Origin of the sequence: Pseudodonghicola xiamenensis DSM 18339 (assembly GCF_000429365.1) — a bacterium.
Lineage (GTDB): Bacteria > Pseudomonadota > Alphaproteobacteria > Rhodobacterales > Rhodobacteraceae > Pseudodonghicola > Pseudodonghicola xiamenensis.
Map to the genome: position 1 here is coordinate 97,485 of NZ_AUBS01000004.1, position 19,117 is coordinate 116,601.

15 protein-coding genes are annotated in these 19,117 nt (G+C 64.9%); 5 read left to right on the plus strand and 10 right to left on the minus strand.

All coding sequences use genetic code 11. The features are described 5' to 3' along the window. Positions 1-145: 145 nt before the first annotated feature. The 4 genes from pyrC to pepT form a co-directional block, all read right to left on the minus strand. Complete coding sequence (gene pyrC, locus G455_RS0106815; RefSeq protein WP_028093004.1) at positions 146-1,186, minus strand: dihydroorotase; 1,041 nt, start codon at positions 1,184-1,186, stop codon at positions 146-148. A 57-nt stretch (positions 1,187-1,243) separates the two neighbouring features. After that, positions 1,244-2,227 carry a phosphoadenosine phosphosulfate reductase gene (locus G455_RS0106820; protein WP_229861738.1) on the minus strand — a complete coding sequence of 328 codons (984 nt, stop codon included), beginning with the start codon at positions 2,225-2,227 and terminating at the stop codon, positions 1,244-1,246. Positions 2,228-2,393: 166 nt separating this feature from the next. Beyond that, positions 2,394-3,758: a M10 family metallopeptidase gene (locus tag G455_RS25545; RefSeq protein WP_051312248.1), complete on the minus strand. Its 1,365-nt coding sequence runs from the start codon at positions 3,756-3,758 to the stop codon at positions 2,394-2,396. Between the two features lie 161 nt (positions 3,759-3,919). Beyond that, positions 3,920-5,158: a peptidase T gene (gene pepT, locus G455_RS0106830; protein ID WP_028093006.1), complete on the minus strand. Its 1,239-nt coding sequence runs from the start codon at positions 5,156-5,158 to the stop codon at positions 3,920-3,922. Positions 5,159-5,333: 175 nt separating this feature from the next. Between pepT and G455_RS0106835 the strand changes: the two genes are divergently transcribed. The 3 genes from G455_RS0106835 (at position 5,334) to G455_RS0106845 (ending at position 8,832) form a co-directional block, all read left to right on the plus strand. Beyond that, positions 5,334-6,935, plus strand: a complete 1,602-nt coding sequence (locus tag G455_RS0106835; RefSeq protein ID WP_028093007.1) for a tetratricopeptide repeat-containing sulfotransferase family protein — start codon at positions 5,334-5,336, stop codon at positions 6,933-6,935. A 3-nt stretch (positions 6,936-6,938) separates the two neighbouring features. Continuing rightward, positions 6,939-7,364, plus strand: coding sequence for a nucleoside triphosphatase NudI (gene nudI, locus G455_RS0106840; protein ID WP_028093008.1), 426 nt, complete (start codon positions 6,939-6,941; stop codon positions 7,362-7,364). Positions 7,365-7,464: 100 nt separating this feature from the next. Further along, a complete protein-coding gene (locus G455_RS0106845; RefSeq protein WP_028093009.1) occupies positions 7,465-8,832 on the plus strand; it encodes an FAD-dependent oxidoreductase in 1,368 nt (455 codons plus the stop codon). A 62-nt stretch (positions 8,833-8,894) separates the two neighbouring features. Here G455_RS0106845 and G455_RS0106850 read toward each other — a convergent pair whose 3' ends face one another. From G455_RS0106850 to G455_RS0106875, 6 genes are all read right to left on the minus strand, one after another. After that, complete coding sequence (locus tag G455_RS0106850) at positions 8,895-9,755, minus strand: 3-hydroxyacyl-CoA dehydrogenase (RefSeq protein ID WP_028093010.1); 861 nt, start codon at positions 9,753-9,755, stop codon at positions 8,895-8,897. Beyond that, a complete protein-coding gene (locus tag G455_RS23560; protein ID WP_035366303.1) occupies positions 9,752-10,387 on the minus strand; it encodes a TetR/AcrR family transcriptional regulator in 636 nt (211 codons plus the stop codon). Before G455_RS23560 ends, G455_RS0106850 begins: the two co-directional genes overlap by 4 nt. Positions 10,388-10,635: 248 nt before the next feature. Beyond that, the gene (locus G455_RS0106860) at positions 10,636-11,718 is read right to left on the minus strand and encodes a glycosyltransferase family 2 protein (RefSeq protein ID WP_028093011.1); all 1,083 of its coding nucleotides are present in this window, start codon (positions 11,716-11,718) and stop codon (positions 10,636-10,638) included. Positions 11,719-11,721: 3 nt separating this feature from the next. Further along, on the minus strand, positions 11,722-12,432 hold the full coding sequence (locus G455_RS0106865; RefSeq protein WP_028093012.1) for an FkbM family methyltransferase: 711 nt from the start codon (positions 12,430-12,432) through the stop codon (positions 11,722-11,724). Further along, the gene (locus tag G455_RS0106870) at positions 12,433-14,799 is read right to left on the minus strand and encodes a glycosyltransferase family 2 protein (RefSeq protein WP_028093013.1); all 2,367 of its coding nucleotides are present in this window, start codon (positions 14,797-14,799) and stop codon (positions 12,433-12,435) included. It abuts the gene before it with no gap. Next, positions 14,799-15,827 carry a glycosyltransferase family 2 protein gene (locus tag G455_RS0106875; protein WP_028093014.1) on the minus strand — a complete coding sequence of 343 codons (1,029 nt, stop codon included), beginning with the start codon at positions 15,825-15,827 and terminating at the stop codon, positions 14,799-14,801. Before G455_RS0106875 ends, G455_RS0106870 begins: the two co-directional genes overlap by 1 nt. 192 nt (positions 15,828-16,019) lie before the next feature. Here G455_RS0106875 and G455_RS0106880 point away from each other — a divergent pair, with 192 nt between their 5' ends. Then, on the plus strand, positions 16,020-16,928 hold the full coding sequence (locus tag G455_RS0106880; RefSeq protein ID WP_028093015.1) for an AAA family ATPase: 909 nt from the start codon (positions 16,020-16,022) through the stop codon (positions 16,926-16,928). Positions 16,929-17,354: 426 nt separating this feature from the next. After that, positions 17,355-18,608, plus strand: a complete 1,254-nt coding sequence (locus G455_RS0106885) for a vWA domain-containing protein (RefSeq protein ID WP_028093016.1) — start codon at positions 17,355-17,357, stop codon at positions 18,606-18,608. Positions 18,609-19,117: the final 509 nt, after the last annotated feature.

Below are 19,117 nucleotides of genomic sequence, written 5' to 3' on the forward strand. Positions count from 1 at the left end.
AAAGACGGTGACGTATCGTCAAGTCACGAGCGTCTGAAGGCATGTGATGAACGATTGACGGTGGCATCACCGCAACGCGCCGAGCGCGGCGTGGCGCGGAAGATGGCAAGCGGCCGCGCTGCCCGAAAGCGGCGCGGCCAGGGGATCAGGCTACGCGCCAGTGCAGCGGGAAACCGGGATCGAAGACGGTGACCGGGCCGTCACCGCTGTCGATATGGTCGGGATAGCTGACCGGCTCGCCCTTTTCGAGCGTGATGGTCGTCTCGTTCGCTGGCAGCCGGTAGAACGCCGGCCCGTTGAGCGAGGTGAATCCTTCCAGCTTGTCCATCGCGTTTTCGCGGTCGAAGACCTCGGCCACCAGCGACATGGTGTTGGTCGCGGTAAAGCAGCCGGCACAGCCGCAGGCGCTTTCCTTGTTGGCATCGGTATGCGGTGCGCTGTCGGTGCCGAGGAAGAAGCGAGCATCGCCGGAGGTTGCGGCGCCGACCAGTGCCAGGCGATGGCTTTCACGCTTGGCCACCGGCAGGCAATAGTAATGCGGTTTGATACCACCCACCAAGATATGGTTGCGGTTGATGATCAGGTGGTGCGCGGTGATGGTCGCGCCCAGATCGTCGCCATCCTGCGCCCGCACGTAATCGGCGGCGCCCGAGGTGGTGATATGCTCCATCACCACCCGCAGCCCCGGGGTGGCGCGGCGGACGGGGTCGAGCACGCGGTCGATGAACACTGCCTCGCGGTCGAAGATGTCGATCTCTGGATCGGTGACCTCGCCATGGACGCAAAGCGGCAGGCCGATCTCGGCCATCTTCTCGAGCACGCCGCGCACCTTGTCGAAATCGCGCACGCCCGAGGCAGAGTTTGTGGTGGCCCCGGCGGGATAGAGCTTGACCGCCTTGATCAGCCCGCTGGCGGCGGCGGCGGCCACATCCTCGGGGTCGGTCTCTTCGGTCAGATAGAGGGTCATCAGCGGCTCGAACCGCATCCCTTCGGGCAGGGCGGCAAGGATGCGGTCGCGATAGGCGGCGGCCTGATCGCCGGTCACAACCGGGGGCACCAGGTTCGGCATGATGATCGCGCGGGCGAAATGGCGCGCGGTTTCGGGCAGCACAGCCTGCAGCATCGCGCCATCGCGCAGGTGCAGGTGCCAGTCGTCGGGGCGGCGAAGCGTCAGGGTCTGAGTCATGCCCTCCCGCTAGCACAGCGGGCGGGTTTCGACCAGTGGGATCGGTGCCGCCGCGGGCTACTCGGCCGGCAGTGGCGGGGCCTTGAACTCACCCGCCGAGGCGGCCTGCTCAAGCTGATCGAGACGTCGTTTCAGACGGCGCACCCACATGCGCGCGGTCACGGTTCGGCACAGCATGATATTCAGATAGGGCCGCGCCACCTGATCCAGATGCACCGAGAGGTTACGCAGATAGGCGGCATTGTCGCGCCGGGCGCGGTAGAGTTCGAAAAACTTTCCTTCGCTGAGCTTTTCGGCGCCGGCCAGCGACAGCATGCGATACAGCATCTTCATCTCGATCAGCCGGGTCTGCAGTGCGCTGCCCATGAAGGGCATCCGCAGCCGGGTGACATTGGCCCGGGCAAACAGTGAGGCATGCATGGCATCGAGGGTTTCGCGCGGATCGTAGAGCACGAAGGCGCGGTCTGCGGCATCCAGCATGTCTGGCGCATAGCCATAGCGCGAGGTGAAATCACTGCGCCGCATTTCGGTGAAACGGTCGTCCCATTCGGTCATCCGCGCTTCGAGCGTCGCCTGCGGTTGCACCGCGATCACCGTGGCGCCGGGGGAGGCGACCGAATAGGCCGCCGCCGCATAGCCGCAGGGGCCGGCGCCATAGAAGATTACCCGTTCGAAATCCTCGAAGAAGCCATCGTCTACCAGTTGGTCGAAAAAGGCATAGACCTCTTCGTCGCGGAACCAGGTGTCGCCATCCGACAGGATGCACAGATGCGACCAGCCCTGTGCCTTGACCATGTCGAAGCCCAGCGGCTGCGCGGTTTCCGACAGGGCGTGGATGCCCTGAATGGTCTCGAAGGTGACCAGCAGGATCGGCTTTTTGTCGATGAAGGTGGCGAAGTGGCGCGTGCCGAGCTGTTCGCTCATGCCATGTTCGTCCGCCTGCGCGATCAAGGCGGCTTTCCAGGCGGCCTTGTCCAGATCGGCGAGCGACCGGTCAAAGGCGGTATCGTCGTCTTCCGGCTGCATCGGGCTATCTTGCATCTTGCTGTCCTCAATCGTGTCCGGCCGCGTGTCTTTGGGGGGCGGGCCGGTTTGGCGCAGGATCAGGCTAAGCAGGGAATACGGCTAAAATTGGATGGTTTTCGGGTGGTTCTGTGAAGGCCGGGGTGGCAAGCGCCCCGGCCCGGAGATCAGATCAGCCCGGAGATCAGATCAGCACCATGTCGGCGCCCAGAATCTCAGGGCTGAGCCCGCTCAGCACCAGATAGGCCTCGCCCAGATCGAGATGCAGCGCCTTATCCGTCGCGGTCATCGTCGCCTGCACCGCCTCGAAACTGTCGAAGCCGAAGGCGCTGAGGTCGAGCAGATCTTTTGCCTCGAAGTCAGTGATCCGGTCGCGGCCGTCTCCCGACGCGATGATGAATGTATCGGCGCCGGGGCCGCCGGTCAGCACGTCGTGGCCCTTGTTGCCTTCCAGCACGTCGCGCCCTTTGCCGCCGATCAGCCGGTCCGCGCCGGCGCCGCCCTTCAACGTGTCGTTCCCGGTTCCGCCGACCAGCCGGTCGGCGCCCTTGCCTCCCAGCAGAATGTCGTCGCCTGCGCCGCCGATCAGCCGATCATCGCCGGCGCGGCCGTTCAGAAAATTGTCCGCCGCATTGCCGGTGATCGTGTCGTCGCCCCTGCCGCCGATGGCGCGTTCGATCACCACGCCGTTGGCGATGGTAAAGCCGCCGTGGATGCCCGCGACATGGCTGACCCAGCCACCGCCGCCTTCCTCGGCCAGAAGCGTGGCGGCGCGCAGGTCGATGGTGGCATCGGCCTTGCCATTGTGGCGGATGGTGTCCTGGCCGCCGACGTCCCAGATCGCCAGATAACCGGTGCCGGCGGTATTCTCGGACGGCAGGACATAGGTGGTCGCGCCCTTGCCGGTTTCCGTGTTCACCCCGTATTTGTCCTGGATCACCGCGATGTCGATGGCCGAGGGGCCGAGGTTCCAGCCCCAATCGCGTGCCGCCGGCAAACCTTCGGGCGCCTCGGGCCAGCCGTCGTTATAGGTCATCACCGTATAGCTCCCCTGATCCAGGCCGAGGCCATCGCCGATCTCGGGCATCACGGTCGAGCTTCCGTGTTCCTCGAAGGGATGCGCCAGCCCCAGACCGTGGCCGAATTCATGCAGGAAGATGGTGTACATATAGCTGCCCGCATCCAGCAGGCCGCTGTCGGCATCGCCCCAATAGGGCAGGCTGTTGAACCAGGCGATGCCCTGGGTGTCTCCATAGGCCGGATCGGGCGGGTTCATGAACCCGAGCGAGGCATAGGAGGCCTCGGACTTCGCCAGCCGGAAGGTGGCGCCCTCGGGATCGTCAACCTCGCCAAAGGTCAGGTTCGCTACTGCCGCATAGGTATCGAGTGCGGCCATCGCCTGCGCCTTGGCGTAATCGGACCAGTCGCCCTGGTTGGTGAAGAAATCGAATTTCTCCCCATCGGTGCCGAAATAGACGCTCACCACATTGGACGACAGCGCGACGTCCAGGTCGATGGAGGAAAGAACGGGATTGCTGGAAACGGACATGCACAGGCCTCTGATCGCCGGGTCCGGAGGACCGGACAGGGTTGCGAAAGGGCTGGCATCGGAAGGGAGGGCTGGCTGCGCCCAATCCATAGCGGTTGGTGGCGCACTGTCAACCGCCGCGCCGGAGAGAAGGCGCGGCGGTCGCGGGATTCAGCGGGGCATCACCCCTTGGCGCCGGCCTCGGCGATCGCCAGGCAAAGATCGGTTGCCACCGCCATGTCCTGGACCGAGATCCATTCCAGTGGCCCGTGGATGTTCTGCATGCCGGTAAAGAGGTTGGGGCAGGGCACCCCCATCTCGGTCAGCCGCGACCCATCGGTGCCGCCGCGGATCGGCACAGACACCGGGTCAAGCCCCAGCTTGCCGCAGGCCTCGCGCGCCAGCTCTACCGGTGTCATGTCGTTTTCCAGCCAATAGCGCATGTTGCGATATTGCGGCCGGATGCTGCAGGTGATCTTGGCGCGCGGTTCGGTCGCCTGGACGGCGGCGCAGACCTGTTCCAGCATCCGCCCGGTTTCCGCCAGCCCGTCGAGTTCGAAATCGCGCAAGATGAATTTCAGTTTCGTCTCGGACGATCCGCCCGACATCTCGGTCGCGTGCCAGAAGCCTTCGCGGTCGTCGGTGACCTCGGGCGTGCGGGTGGCCTGCGGCATCATCTCGATGATCTTGGCGGCCAGATGGATGGCATTGACCATCTTGCCCTTGGCAAACCCGGGGTGGATCGACACGCCGGTGATGATCACCTCGGCCGCATCGGCCGAGAAGGTCTCGTATTCGATCTCTCCGACCTTGCCGCCATCGAAGGTATAGGCGAAATCGGCGCCCAGATCCTTGGGCAGTTGCGCATCGACGCCGCGGCCGATCTCCTCGTCCGGGGTGAAGGCGATGCGGATCGGGCCGTGTTTCAGCCCAGGCGTGCTCAGCAGGTGCTGCGCGGCGGTCATGATGATGGCGACGCCCGCCTTGTCGTCGGCGCCCAGCAGCGTCAGCCCCGAGGCGGTGATCAGGTCGTGGCCGATCTTTTCCGCCAGATAGGGGAATTCGCTGGGCGAGAGCACCAGCGCCGGATCGTCGGGATAGGTGATCTCGCCGCCGTTATAGCCCTTGATCACCCGCGGCTTGACGCCGGTGGCGTTGAACTGCGGTGCGGTATCGACATGGGCGAGAAAGCCGATGGTCGGTGCCTCGACCGTGCCGGGGATGGTGGCCAGAACGGCGCCGTATTCGGTCAGCGTCACATCCTTGGCGCCGATTTCGTTCAGCTCGGCCTCCAGCAGGTTCAGCATGCCGAATTGCACTGCCGTGCTGGGGGAGGAGGGGGAATCCTCATCGCTCTGGCTGTCGATGGCCGCATAGCGGGTGAGCCGGTCTTCCAGCTCCTGATCAAATGTCTCTGGCATCTGCGCCTCCTGTCTTTGTGGCCCAGAAGGGCGCCGGAGCAGGGGAGAGTCAAGCCCGGCCAAGGGGTTGGCAGGGCTTGACCGTTGACGCATGCGGCTGACGCATTAAACAGGCAGCATTCGCCACCCGTCCCGGGCAGAGATGCTGCTCTGTCATCGTTTCAAGGAGCTACCGATGCCGTCTGCCGACTCTGCCGACAGCTTGCTGACCCGCGCCAAATCCGCCGCCCGCGCCGGGGATGTTGTCGGTGCCGTGACGCTTTATCGCGCGGTTCGGGAGCGGTTCCCGTCGAACAAGCGGGCCGGTCAGGGGCTTCAGGTGCTGAAGCCGAAGCTGCCGGAGCTTCTGACGGCGGCGCAAGCGGCACAGGGGGGAGGGCGCTGGGCCGAGGCTGAGCGGCTGCTGGTCGCGGCCTTTACCCTGGCTCCGGATGTGTCGCAGATCGGCACCGCGCTGGCCGCTTGCCGGCTGGAGATGGGGCGTGCCCCGGCGGCCTTGCGGGCGGTGGTCGCGGTGCTGGACCGCGATCCGGGGAATTCGGTGGCGCTGAACCTCAAGGGCCGGGCGCTGCGCGAGATGGGGCAGGGGGCGGCGGCAGAGGACAGCCTGCGCGCCGCGCTGGGTCACCCGGAGACCGAGGCACGCACGCTGAACAACCTTGGTATCCTCGCCCGCGCGCGCGGCGACCGCATGGCGGCGGCAGATCATTTTCGTCGTGCCTTGGCACTGATGCCGACGGATGCCGGGCTTCACCGCAATCTCGCCTATGCGATCACCTATACCGAGGAGGAACCGCATCTGGCCGAGATGCGCGCGCGGCTTGCCGCGATCGGCCCCGATGCGGCGGAGGCTGCACCGCTGCACTTTGCGTTGTTCAAGGCGTTCGATGATCTGGGCCGGCACCAGCAGGGCTTTGCCCATCTGCAGGCCGGCAACCGGCTGGAAAAGGCGCGGCTGGGCTATGATTTCCAGACCGATGCGCTGCCCTATGCGCTGAGCCGGGCGCTGTTTCGCTCGGTGCCGGAACCGGCCGCCGTGAAAACCGCCGCCCATCCCCGGCCGATTTTCGTCACTGGTCTGCCGCGGTCGGGCACCACGCTGGTCGAGCGGGTCCTGTCGCAGGCCGAAGGGGTGCAGCCCTGTGGCGAGCTGACGGTGGTGCAGCTTGCCGTGGGAGAGATGCTGCGCGAGATCATGGGCCGCGAAGCGCGCCAGATCACGGCAGCGGATATTGCCAACCTGAGGGCGCGTCTGCTGGAGGAGTTGGCCGAATATTCCGATGGCAGCCCGGTGATGATCGACAAGATGCCGCTGGATTTTCGCTGGATCGGCTATCTCTGCGCCGCGCTGCCCGAGGCGCGGATCGTCCATGTCGCCCGCGATCCGATGGCGGTGGCCTGGTCGATTTATCGCTTGTCCTTTGTCGGCCAGGGCAATGCCTTTGCCTATGATATCGGCGATATCGCCCGTTTCATGGTGCTGCACCGCGATCTGATGGCCCATTGGCGGACGCTTTATCCCGATCGGATCTTCGATCTGGACTATGCCCGGCTGGTCGAGGCCCCGGAACCGGTGACCCGCGATCTGGCCGAGGCGGTGGGGCTCGATTGGTCCGGCGACTGGCTGACCCCGGAGCGCGCCGAGGCCCAGGCGCTGACCGCGAGCGCCGAGCAGGTGCGGCGCCCGATCTATCAGGGCAGCAACGCCGCCTGGCGTGCCTATGAGACGGAGCTGGCCCCGCTGCAAGCGGCGCTGAACCAGGCGGGGCTGATCTAGCTCATGCGCCAGAGAGTCATCGTCTGTCCGTTGATCGAGAACGACGGCGCCTATCTTCTGTGCAAGATGCCGGCGGATCGCGGCGTCTTTCCCGGGCAATGGGCCTTGCCCGGCGGGGGGATGGAGTCGGGCGAAACCATGGAAGCGGCATTGCGGCGCGAAATCCGCGAAGAGCTTGGCGCCGGGCTGCGGATCGTTCAGGCGCGGCCCTGGACCTTTCGCGACGATCGGCGGATCAAGACCTATGCCGATGGCCGGCATGAGGAGGTTTATATGATCTATCTCCTGTTCGATTGTCTGGCCGACAATCGCGATGTGGTCCTGAACGAGGAGTTCGAGGCCCACGCCTGGCTGCGTCCCGAAGAGATCGGGGGCCTCGATCTGAACGAAGCGACGCGGATCACCCTGCGGGCGAAGGGCCTGCTCTGACGGGGGCGCGTGGGTTCCTGATGGTCTGGCGGCTTGCTTCGGCTTGTGGGCTCTGCCACTTCTGGTGGATGTTGACTGATGGTTCAATCAGGGAAATGCAATGACCCGCACTGTCATTACCGAGCCGGCGCGTGAAACGCCGGTGATCCACCGGACCGCTGTTCTGGTGGTGGGCTCGGGCCCGGGCGGGCTGGCCGCAGCACTCGCCGCGGCTCGGGCCGGTGCCGATGTCTGCCTGGTCGAACGCTTTGGATGCTTTGGCGGCAATATTACCACCGTCGGGGTCGAGGGCTTCGCCTGGTATCGCCATGAGGACACGGTGGAGGCCGGCGGGATCGGTCGCGAATTCGAAGACCGCGCCAAGGCGGCTGGTGTTGCGGTGCCCGAGAGCCAATCACTCAGTTACGAGCTCGACAGCGAGGGGTTCAAGCTGGTCGCCGACCGGATGGTCGAAGAGGCGGGGCTGCACGCCATGTTGCACCGCAGTTTCGTCGCCCCGGTGATGGAGGGCGATCGCATTGCGGGCATCATCGTTGAATCCAAGGCCGGGCGCGAGGCGATCCTGGCACAGGTGGTGATCGACGCCACCGGCGATGCCGATATCGCCCATCGCGCCGGCGCCCCCACCCGCAAGACGCCGGTGGAGGAGATGCAGGCGGCCAGTGTCATGTTCCATCTGGCCGGCGTCGACAAGGCCGCCTTTATGGCGGCGGTGCGCGCCGATCCGCAGACCTATGCCGACTGGTCCAGCGGCGAATGGACGGTCGAGACCTCGGGCAAGGAGGATGACATGTTCTCTCCCTTCCTGCGCAAACCCTTCGAGCAGGCGATTGCCGAGGGGTTGATCCCGCCGCATCTGAACACCATCGCCGGCACCTGGGGCGCGGCGCATGATACGGGTGAGCTGACCTATATGAACCTGGTTCATCTGGCCGGCGTCGATGGTACCGATCCCGACAGCATGACCAGGGGGGAGATCGAGGGGCGGCGCCAGGCGATGCTGGCGATCGAGGCGCTGCGCCGCTACATGCCCGGCTGCGATGGGGTGCGGCTGCGCAACTTCGGCATGACCATCGGCATCCGGGACAGCCGCAAGATCGACGCGGCCTATAACATGACCGAGATGGATGCGCGCCAGCAGGGCCGGTTCGACGACAGCATCGGCATTTATCCGGAATTCATCGACGGCTATGGCGTGCTGATCCTGCCGGCGACGGGGCGCTACATGCAGATCCCCTATCGCGCCATGCTGCCGAAGAAAATCAGGGGGCTTCTGGTCACGGGGCGGGCCATCGGCGGTGACCGGATCGCCCATGCGGCGACCCGCAACATGGCCTGCTGCGCCGTGGCCGGGCAGGGCGCCGGCGTGGCGGCGGCGCAGGCGGTGGTGCGTGGGTGCGATGTGGCCGAGGTCGATATCCTCGCCATCCAGGCCGAGCTGGAGCGGCAGGGGGTGCGCCTGCGCTAGGGAAAGGAAACAGGGGGTTCGCGCCCCCTGTGCCCTCATGTTCCGAAGCCTGAGGCGCCTTCTCAGTCGCGCGGGTACTTGTAGAACCCCTCGCCGGTGGCAACGCCCAGTTTGCCCTTGTCGATATAGTCTTCCTTCAGACGCGCGGCGAATTTCAACTGGGTGTCGTCCTGCGACATCAAGGAGATGTTATAGGCCGTGGTCAGCCCGACGATATCGTAGATCTCGAAGGGCCCCTTCGGCGCGCCGGTGGCGATGCGCCAGGTCTTGTCGATATCGGCGGGGCTGGCGATGCCATTAGTGAAAAGCCCGGCCGCCGCGCGCAGGAAGGGCACCAGAAGCGAGTTCAGCACATAGCCCGGCTGTTCCTTCAGAACCTCGATCGGCTCCATGCCGATGGCGCGGGCGAAGGCGACGACTTCGGCGTGCACCTTCGGGTCGGTGCCGGGGTGATCCATGATCTCGGCGATGTTGTGGGTCCAGATCTCATTGGCGAAATGCAACGAGGTGAATTGCGCCGGCCGCCCGGTCGCCTCGGCCATGGCAGAAGGAAGCAGGGTCGAGGAATTCGATGCGAAGATGGTCTTGGCCGGGGCTGCCTCGTTCAGTGCGGCATAGACCTTTTTCTTCAGCTCGATGGCTTCGGGCACGGCCTCGATCACCAGATCGGCGTCCTTGGCGGCCTCGGTCAGATCTGTGGCATAGCTGAGGTTGGCGAAGGCCGTGTCGATATCGGCCTGGGTGGCTCCGGGCAGATCCGCAAGATAGCGCGCGGCCAGCCAGTCCATGGTTTTCTTCGCCTTGGCGATCTGTTCGTCGCCGAGGTCATAAGCGGTCACCTGAAAACCGTGATAGGCGGTCTGGAAGGCGATCTGCGCGCCCAGCACGCCGGTGCCCAGCACGGTGACGGTCTTGATGGTCATGAGTGGTGTCCTTTTGGAAATGAGGAGAGGGGCGCGTGCGGCGCGATCATGGCAGCACGCAGGAAGGCGAGATAGATTTCCTGCCGGGGCAGGGCGGGATCGACCGCCTGCTGCAGCGCCAGCCCTGTCCAGAGTGCGTAGAGGCCCACGGAAAGGTCTTGGGCGGGCAGGATCGGTTGCAGCCCGTGGCGGTGAACTAGATCGCCCATCAGCACGGCAAAGGCGCGGTGGAAGGGTTCGGCCGTGGCGCGATAGCCTTCGGCAAAGGCGGGGTCGCGCTGGGCGTGCAGCTTGAAATCGGCGTTGATGCGTGACCAGCCCTCGGTCTCGCCATGATCGGCGAGCCAGCGGGCGATATCACGCATGTCCTGGTTCAGATTGCCCCGACCCATGCCGGTGATCAGGGCCGACAGATTGGCTGCCTGTTCCCCGATATGCTGTTCCATCAGCGCCAGCAGCAAATCGTCACGGCTGGCGAAGTTGGAATAGAAGGCGCCCTGGCTATAGCCCGCTGCCTCGCAGACCGAACGGATCGACAGTGCGCTGAGGCCTCCGGCAAAGATCGCCTCCGCCGCCGCGTCGAGCAGCCGGCTGCGGGTCTGTTCCTGGGTCTGTTTTCGGGTCAGGCGCATCGTTCACATCTCATTTGAAATTCAAATGTCGATTGATATGTGAAATGTCAAGATGACATCATGCGCCGTCCCGGCCCGGTGGCAGGTGACGTTGCTGGAAGCGCGCAGTTGCAGAGTTGAAGGCTGAGATGTCGTTGGCCGTCTGGTTTGCGCAGCGACAAAGGCTTGGCGTTGATAGACGTATCGGGGACGCAATCAGGAAAATGACGCCCCCCGAATTTCCGATGGTCTGAGAAACCGAGCTGGGCTCAGGAGCCGTTGCTTTCCGGCACGTCTTTCTCGGCGCCTTTTTCCTTCATCATCGCCAGATTGGCGAAGCCGGTCAGTGTGCGGGCGGAGTTCTGCGAAATCGGGCGCGACGGCGGTGTCATGAGCAGGCGCGCGAAGAGGGCGCGATAGGGCTCTTGCTCCATCAGTTCCAGGAACCGTTGCTGGCGCCATTGCACTGCCGCCAGATGCAGCCGGTGCAGGTCTGGGTCGGCATGCAGGTCCTTGCGCAGCGGCAGGCTTTTCGGCGCCAGCGCACGGATCGAGGTATCGACATCGGTGTTGAAGTTCCGCTCCACCCAGTAATCGACATCCAGCAGATGGTCGGAATGCACCGCCCGGCCGCGATCGGCCTTCAACACGAAGCTTTCCATCGCGCCCAGCGGGTAGTGATTGAGCTGCGCCAGCTTGTAGTTCGGCCGCCCATAGGCGCTGAACACGCGCGAGGTCTTGATCTGTTCGCCCAGTTCGCGCCCTTCGCCATCGAACCAGCGGGCCTGGTCCAGCCGGTCCGGATCGGGAGAGCGGGGCCGGTGGACCCCCAGTTTGCGATAGATACCGTCGTTGCGGTAAAGCGTCTTGAACATCGCGGCGCGCCAGGGCCAGAACATCACCGCCGGAGCGCAGCGCGGAAAGCTTTCCGTGATCAGCCGGTCGCGGTAGCGGATGGTGTCGGCATTGCCGAACAGCCGCCAGGTCAGGGTTATGGCGGTCGCGTCGGGCAGTGCCGCCCAGAGCGCGGCGAGAGTATGATCGCCCACGTGGATATTGACGAATTCGTCGATATCGAGCGTCAGGATCCAGTCGGCCTTTTTCACCAGCTTGTGTTTGCCGGCGGTTTTCATCGCGGTGAACTGGATGCCGCCCTTGTCGTGGGGGCCGTCATTGCGCAGATGGGTCAGCCAGCCCAGATCCTGCAACCGGTCGAGCATCAGGTCGGTGCCGTCCTGGCAGTCGTTCGATAGTACCAGAAAATCGGTGAAGCCCACCGCGCGGTGATGCGCCAGCCATTCCAGCAGGAAGGCGCCCTCGTTGCGGACAGTGAGGACGGCCAGCGCGCGCATCGCTCACCAGCCCCGTTTGAAGGTGACGACCTTGCCGTGCGAGGCCTTGGGAAAATAGGTGAGGCCGGCTTTTGACATCAGGCGAAACACCGCCTCGGTGCCCGCTTGGCCGAAGACTTGCGGATGCAGTTCCAGGATCACGAGACGCAGCCCGGAAAGATCCATCAGCGGCAGCAGGTGCTGTTCGGCCCCCTCAATGTCGCAGACCAGCGCGGTGGGCTTGATCTTGGCGAAGACCTCAGAAACTGGGCGCACCGGCACGGTCTCCCGTGCGATCACCCCGCCGTGCCGGTCGCCGAGGTTGTCCTCCATTGAGGAAGCAACGAAATCACCCCGCACATAGAAGGTGACCTCACCCGCCGTGTCGCCCAAAAGCGCGTTGTGCAGCGTCACCCCGGTGACCCCGTTCGCCTCGTGGACCGAGCGGATATAGGGGATCATCGCCGGGTTGGCTTCGAAGGCGTGGATTTCTGCGACCTTCAGCCTCTTCGCCATCAGAGTGGACATGTATCCCATGCCGGCGCCCAATTCGATCACCCGGTCGTCGGCTTTGATCTGGCTCAGCACCGCCTCGCTTTCCTTCAGCTCATAAGCATCCTTGTGCAGCAGGGTGCGGCGCTTGCTGTTGATCACTCGGACGTCATAGGGAAATTTCAGCCCGCGCGAGCGGATGAACTTAGGCGTGCCTTCAGGTTTGACGGAAACGTCCATCATTCAGCTCTCCAGATCCAGCGCCAGCGCATAGGCGGCGCGCTCCACTCCGTTCAGTTTGATCTCCAGCGCCTGCTGGTACAACTCCTGAAATTCTGGCGTGTCGTGCAGCTCCTGGGCCTTGGCGCGGTGCCATTCCAACCCGGTGCGATGTAGCCCGGCCAAAGTCTCGTCCGCCATCAGCCGGTCGTATTCGGCCCGCAGCCGGGGCAGGTTGCGCTGAATGGTGATGTCACGGGCGTCTTCCCAGTCCATCCGGATCCAGTAGTTCAGCCCGATCGAGCGGTCGACATGCAGCGCGCGACCGCGCTGGCGCTTGATCAGGAAGCTGTCGGCCGAGCGCAGCGCATAGTGGTTCAGTTGCAAAAGGTCATAGCCGATCGACCGGGTCGAGCTGCGCCAGCCGTTGTCGATCGCTTCCTTGGTCATGTCGCGGCCCGAGCCGTTGACCCAGAGCACCTGGTCGCGCTTGTCCTCCTCCAGCTTGTTGGGGCGGTGGCAGGACATCTTCTTATAGGCGCCGATGTTGCGGAACATGGTCTTGAAGCCCCAGACCGTATGCGGCTTGGGGCAGTATTTCGGGGCGCAGCGGTCGAATTGCTCGATGACGAAGCGATCCTCCAGACGGGTCACCCCGCTGTGGCCGAACAGCCGCCATGTCATCGCTACGTTGGTGGCCTCGGGCACGGCGGTGAAGAAATCTGCCAGAGTGCCGTTGCCGCAGCGCACGTTGACGAATTCGTCGACGTCGATGTGCAGGATCCACTCGGCGTTCTGCACCAGGGGGTCCTTCAGCGACAGGTTCAGCGCATGCTGCTGCGGTGACTTGCCCTTCCAGTCGTTATTATAGCGGTGCTGTACCACGCCCATCTCTTGCAGCCGGTCGAGAATCTCGTCGGTGCCGTCGGTGCAGTCGTTGGTGTAGATCAGGAAATTGTCGACGCCGATAGCACGGTGATAGGCCACCCATTCGACGATATAGGGCGCCTCGTTCTTCATGCAGCCGACGATCACCGTGCCGGAGGAGCCTTCAGGCAGTATTCGCGGCGGAACCGGTGCGTAGGGCGGCAGCACGGTCTCTTCGGCCACGTTGCCGATGCGGTCATGCGGCGCATAGGCTGTGGTTCTGAGATGGGCGAATTTTTCCTGCGCTAGCGGCGGCAGGATGCGGCGGGCGGTTTCGCTCAGCTCCGGGTCTGCCGGATGCTCTGGGTGCAGGCCCTCATGTCGGGCGGCTTCCAGATCGGCGACCTTGCCATTGGCCTCGAGATGAGAGGCCTTGTCGAGCCGGCCCATGAAAGTCAGCAGATATTGCGAGGCGCGATAGCCGAATTCGGGATCGGCCTCCTGCCAGTCGGGCAGGGGGGCATCGGCGGTGAAGGTCTGTGCCGTCAGCGCCGGCTGGGTCTCCCGCAGTGCCGCATTCGCCGGGGCGAAGCGCGCAGAGATGGCGGCGAGCGATCCCGCCGCCATCGGGGCGCCCTCGATCCGGATATCTTCCAAAAAGCTGTGCCAGAGCGGTCGGGGCAGGATGCGGGCGCGATGGTCCAGCACCTTCAGTAGCAGCTCATTCATCTGTCGGCTGCGTGTCAGCCAGGCGGCCGAGGGCTGCGGCGGTAACGGGGCGGGCTCTGCCCGGCCAAGCGGCGCGTTCAACTCGAAGCTTTGCACCACTTCGTCGGCCAGCGCCTCGCCATGAAAGCGCGCTGCGTCATAGGGGCGAAGCGTGACGCTGCCGGGCCCGAAGGTGCCTTCCCAGAAGTCCACCAGCGCAGTGTAATCCAGCCAGAAGGGCACGCCCTGGGTTTCCAGGAATTGCCCGCCGGCGGGATCGGACGCCGGGGCGCCCTCAAGTGCCGCCTGCCACCAAGGGGCGCCGGACTGGGCCAGGGTGATTTCCCGCGACAGCGGCACCGCGCGTCCCTCCATCACCTGCGCGGCATAGGTCCGCGCCAGCGCCCGGGCCGGGTCGTCCACATGGGCGATGATGCGGATGTCCTCCGACAGTGGCGCCAGCAGCTCGCGCAGCCGTTCCAGCTCCGACACCCGGCAGAGCGAGCTGCCAAGCTGCAGCGCCGTCAGGATCATTGCCTGCGGTTTCTCCCGTGCCACATCGGCGGCCAGGGTCTGCGCCAGCATTTGGCGCAGCTTCTTCTGCTTCGATGCGGGGATGAACCCGCGGTTGAAGCGTAAGGGGTCGATATGGTCGGGATCGGTGACCGCCATGTAAAGCCGGGTGTGATTGCGCCCGCCCGGCGCGCCGGGCAGCAGCACGCCCTGCGCCTTCAGCGCGTCGCGATGCAGATCAAGATGGGCCTGCAGCCGCTCACCGCCCATGTCCTGCGGCCCGATATGCAGATGGATACGCATCAGGCGATCCCCAGTGTCTTCAGCATCGCCTCTTCCTGCGGCGGCAGGGGCGAGGCGGTGCGCAATTGCATTTGCATCTGGCGATAGGCGGGCTTGGCCAGCAGCTCGTCCCGCTTGGCGCGATGGAGCTGCACTGCCTTGTCATGCAGTGCGCCGATCTCTGGATCGGCCTTCAGTTCGGCCAGCGCTGTCTCAAGCGCGGGCAGATACCGGCGGATCGACAGATCCTGCCAGGCCGGATCGTTGCGCTCGCGCCAGTAACTGTCGTCAAATGCACGGTTTTCCCGGTTCACGTCACCCCGGTCATTCTTGACCAGATAGCTGTCGAGCGATCGCAGCGCGTAATGGTTCAGCGTGGCAAACTCCCGCGCCCCCTTGGCCGGGAACTTGCGGATACGGTTCGGATTGGCCGCGACCAGGAACTTGTGGGGTACCGGCCGGCCCGATCCATCGGTCCAGCTCGGGCGCTCCTCCTTCGGCAGCCCCTTTTTCATGAACGGCCGATGGGCACCGAAGTATTGCAGGGGAAAGTCGCTCCGGATCAGCGTCTTGACCTCCTGCGCGGTCTGATCGCACCAGATGTCGGGGTTATGGCTGCGGGTGAATTGCCCGATCACCGGCGCGTCCTCGAAGGTCTCGATCCCGTCATTGGCGAAGAACTGGAAGGTGACGGATATCGCCTGCGGATCACCTGAGGCCGCGATCAGAGCCGGGATGGTATGATCGCCCACATGGATGTTCAGGAATTCGTCGACATCGGCGATCCACACCCAGTCGGCCTGGCGCACCAGAGACAGTTGGCCGGCGTGCTTCAAGGCCTCCATCTGGTAATTGCGCCCCTCCGCCGGGTTCGGCAGATGGGTGAGGATCCCGCGCGCCGCCAGCGCATCCAGAAGCCTGTCGGTGCCGTCGGAACAATCGTTGGAATAGAACAGATGATCGGTCACTCCGATCAGCCGGTTGAAGGCGATCCATTCCAGCAGGAACGGCCCTTCGTTCTTCACGCAGGTCACCGCGGTGATCCGCATGTCGCCTCCTTTGCTGGCCAGATGCGGCATGCCGCGGGAGGCCTCTGCTCACTCATCACCCCGGGCGGGGCTCGCCCCCGTCTTTGCTGTCGCGACAATCGCAGTTTGACGCAGAAGCGTCAACATCGCGTGATCATCCCCGACTTGACCGGCGGGGCCTGTTCGGCGTTCTCTGATGGCAGGAGGAGACCCATGCAGAACCCCAATTCGATCGAAGCGGTGCAAAGCCTGCTGGCGCGGCAGAACTATGTCTGCGACCGGGCGCTTGCTACGGTCGCTTTTCTGGCCCTGAAACTGGGCCGGCCGCTGTTTCTCGAAGGCGAACCCGGCACCGGCAAGACCGAGATCGCCAAGGCGCTGGCCAAGGGCCTGAACCGCCGGCTGATCCGGTTGCAATGCTACGAGGGGCTCGATGCCGCAAGCGCGGTCTATGAATGGAACTTCCCTGCCCAGATGATCGCCATCCGCACCGCCGAGGCGGAAGGCAACGCCGATCGCGATACGCTGCAGCGCGATCTCTTCGGCGCCGATTACCTGATCGAACGGCCGCTGCTGCAGGCGATGCGCCCCGATGAACACGGCGCCCCGGTGTTGCTGATCGACGAGATCGACCGCACCGATGAACCCTTCGAGGCCTTTCTCCTCGAAGCGCTGTCGGACTATCAGGTCACCATCCCCGAACTTGGTCCCATCGTGGCGCCCGAGCCGCCGATCGTGATCCTCACCTCGAACCGCACCCGCGAGGTGCATGATGCGCTGAAGCGCCGCTGCCTCTATCACTGGGTCGATTACCCTGACTTCGAACGGGAGATCGACATCCTGCACGCCCGGGTGCCCGAGGCGGCCGAGGCGCTCAGCCGCGAGGTGGTGGCCTTTGTCCAGCGTCTGCGCACCGAGGATCTGTTCAAGAAACCCGGCGTCGCCGAAACCGTCGACTGGGCCAAATGTCTGCTGGCGCTCGACGTGATCGGGCTCAGCCCGCAGGTGATCGCCGACACGCTTGGGGCGATCCTCAAATATCAGGACGATATCCAGCGCCTGCAGGGAACCGAGGCCAAGCGCCTCCTGGACGAGGTCCGCGCAGAACTGGCGCCGGCATGACGCGCTCTCGGCCTAGCAGATTGCGACAGCAGCAACGGATCCGCGACAACCGGCGGCAGATTTGCCAGCCTCGGCCGTCGCTGTTGCCGGCAGCGGATGCTCTGGCGATCGTTGCTGACGTTTCGCCCTCTCTCGTTGCCGCAACGCCTTGCCCCTTCGCCAGGGCGAGGGGCCGTAAAATCCGAACACTTTGCCCCGATAAAGGACGCGCGCGCGGCAATGGGGGGGCGCCCTCGGTTCACCCCGTGCGCGGCACGCCGCGACGATGCCGTTCGGCACCCCTCGAAAATGTCTCAGTCTGGAGAACGGCAATGAAAGCTGAGGGTCTTTTTCTGGCCCAAAATATCCTGCGGGGGCGCGGGGGTGCAAAACCCCCGCTCCGACAGCCGGACCGGGCGGGGGGCCGCGCGTCAGAGAGGCGTCGCCATGGCTGAATACGCCCCCCTCGATCTCCCCGACACTCCGCAGCTCAGCCGCAACATCACCTGGTTTGCCCGCGCCCTGCGCAAGGCCGGGCTGGCGATCGGCCCTGGCCAGGTGGCCGAGGCGATCCGCGCGGTCGTCGCCACCGGCTTCACCTCGCGGGAGGATTTCTTCTATACCCTGCGCGCCTGCTTCTGCTCGCGTCCCGAACATCTGACGGTCTTCGCTCAGGTCTTCCGCCTCTACTGGCGCGATCCGCGCTATATGGAGCATATGATGGCGATGATGCTGCCCGCCGTGCGCGGCGTGCAGGAAGAGCGTCGCGCGCGGCCGGCCGAGAAACGCGCAGCCGAGGCGCTTTTGGACGGTGCCACGCCCGATCTGCCCGAAACCCTGCCGGAGCCGGAGGAGGAGCTGAAGATCGAGGTCGACGCCTCGCGCACCATCTCGGGGCAGGAACGGCTCAGAACCCTCGATTTCGAACAGATGAGCACCGAGGAGATGGTGCAGGCCAAGCGCATGCTGGCGCGCCTCACCCTGCCGGTGCCGCCCTTGGCGTCGCGCCGGTTGCGCGCCACCTCCGCCGGGCGCCGCTATGACGCGCGCCGCACCCTGAGGCTGGCGTTGCGCCGCGGCGGCGAGATCCGCGATCTCGCCAGGGTCGAACCGCGGCTGCGCTGGCCCAATCTGGTGGTGCTCTGCGATATCTCCGGCTCGATGAGCCAATACAGCCGCATGGTGCTGCACTTCCTTCACGCGGTGTCGAATGCCAAGGGGCAGGGCTGGGCCCAGGTCCATGCCTTCACCTTCGGCACCCGGCTCACCAATATCACCCGCCATCTGCGCGGCCGCGATGTCGATGCCGCGCTCGCCGCCGCCGGGGCCGAGGCGCAGGATTGGGAGGGCGGCACCAGGATCGGCGCCTGCCTGCGCGCCTTCAATCGCGACTGGTCGCGCCGGGTGCTGGGGCAGGGCGCGGTGGTGCTCCTGATCACCGACGGGCTCGACCGTGACGATCCCGACCAGCTCGCGCGCGAGACCGAGCGGCTGCAGCTCTCCTGCCGGCGGCTGATCTGGCTCAACCCGCTGCTGCGCTGGGAAGGCTTCGCGCCCAAGGCACGCGGCATCGCCGCCATGCTGCCCCATGTCGACAGCTTCCGCGCCGGCCATTCCATCGCCTCGCTCGAAGCGCTCGCCACCGCTCTGTCGCGTCCCGATGATCCTGGCGAGAAAGCGCGCTTGCTGGCGCGGCTCTAGGGGGTGCCCCTGCAAAAGAGATTTTCGAAGACCATAGGTCTGAGATTCATGCCCCGCAATTGAGGACGATCGCGCCGCGTCTTGCCGGACTGGTGGTTCAGCACGAAAACCTGCCAGGAGGGGGGCCTCTTCCTTTAGGGCCCCCCGACAGGGCAAACCTCCAACAGAGCAAACCGCCGACAGGGCGGCGGGGGCATCCGTCTCGATCAGATCACCGCTCACGCCCGGCAGGGATAGGCCCCCAGCCAGTGACCTTCCGCCCAGCTCCGAACAGGTCGCATCCGAGGGCGAAGTGCTCTGCCTCATGTTCTTTTTCCGGCTGAAAATATCCCGGGGAGGGCGGGCGCGAGCCGCCCCGGGGCAGAGCCCCGTCCGAGCGCTATTCTGGGGGCGCCGGTGAAAAATCGCATCTGCGCGGTCACTATTTGATCTAAATCATTCCGAGTTTGGAATGCGTTTCGTAACCTGCCTTCCATGATGCTGTGTCGGGAAGGCGCATGGCCGGTGGG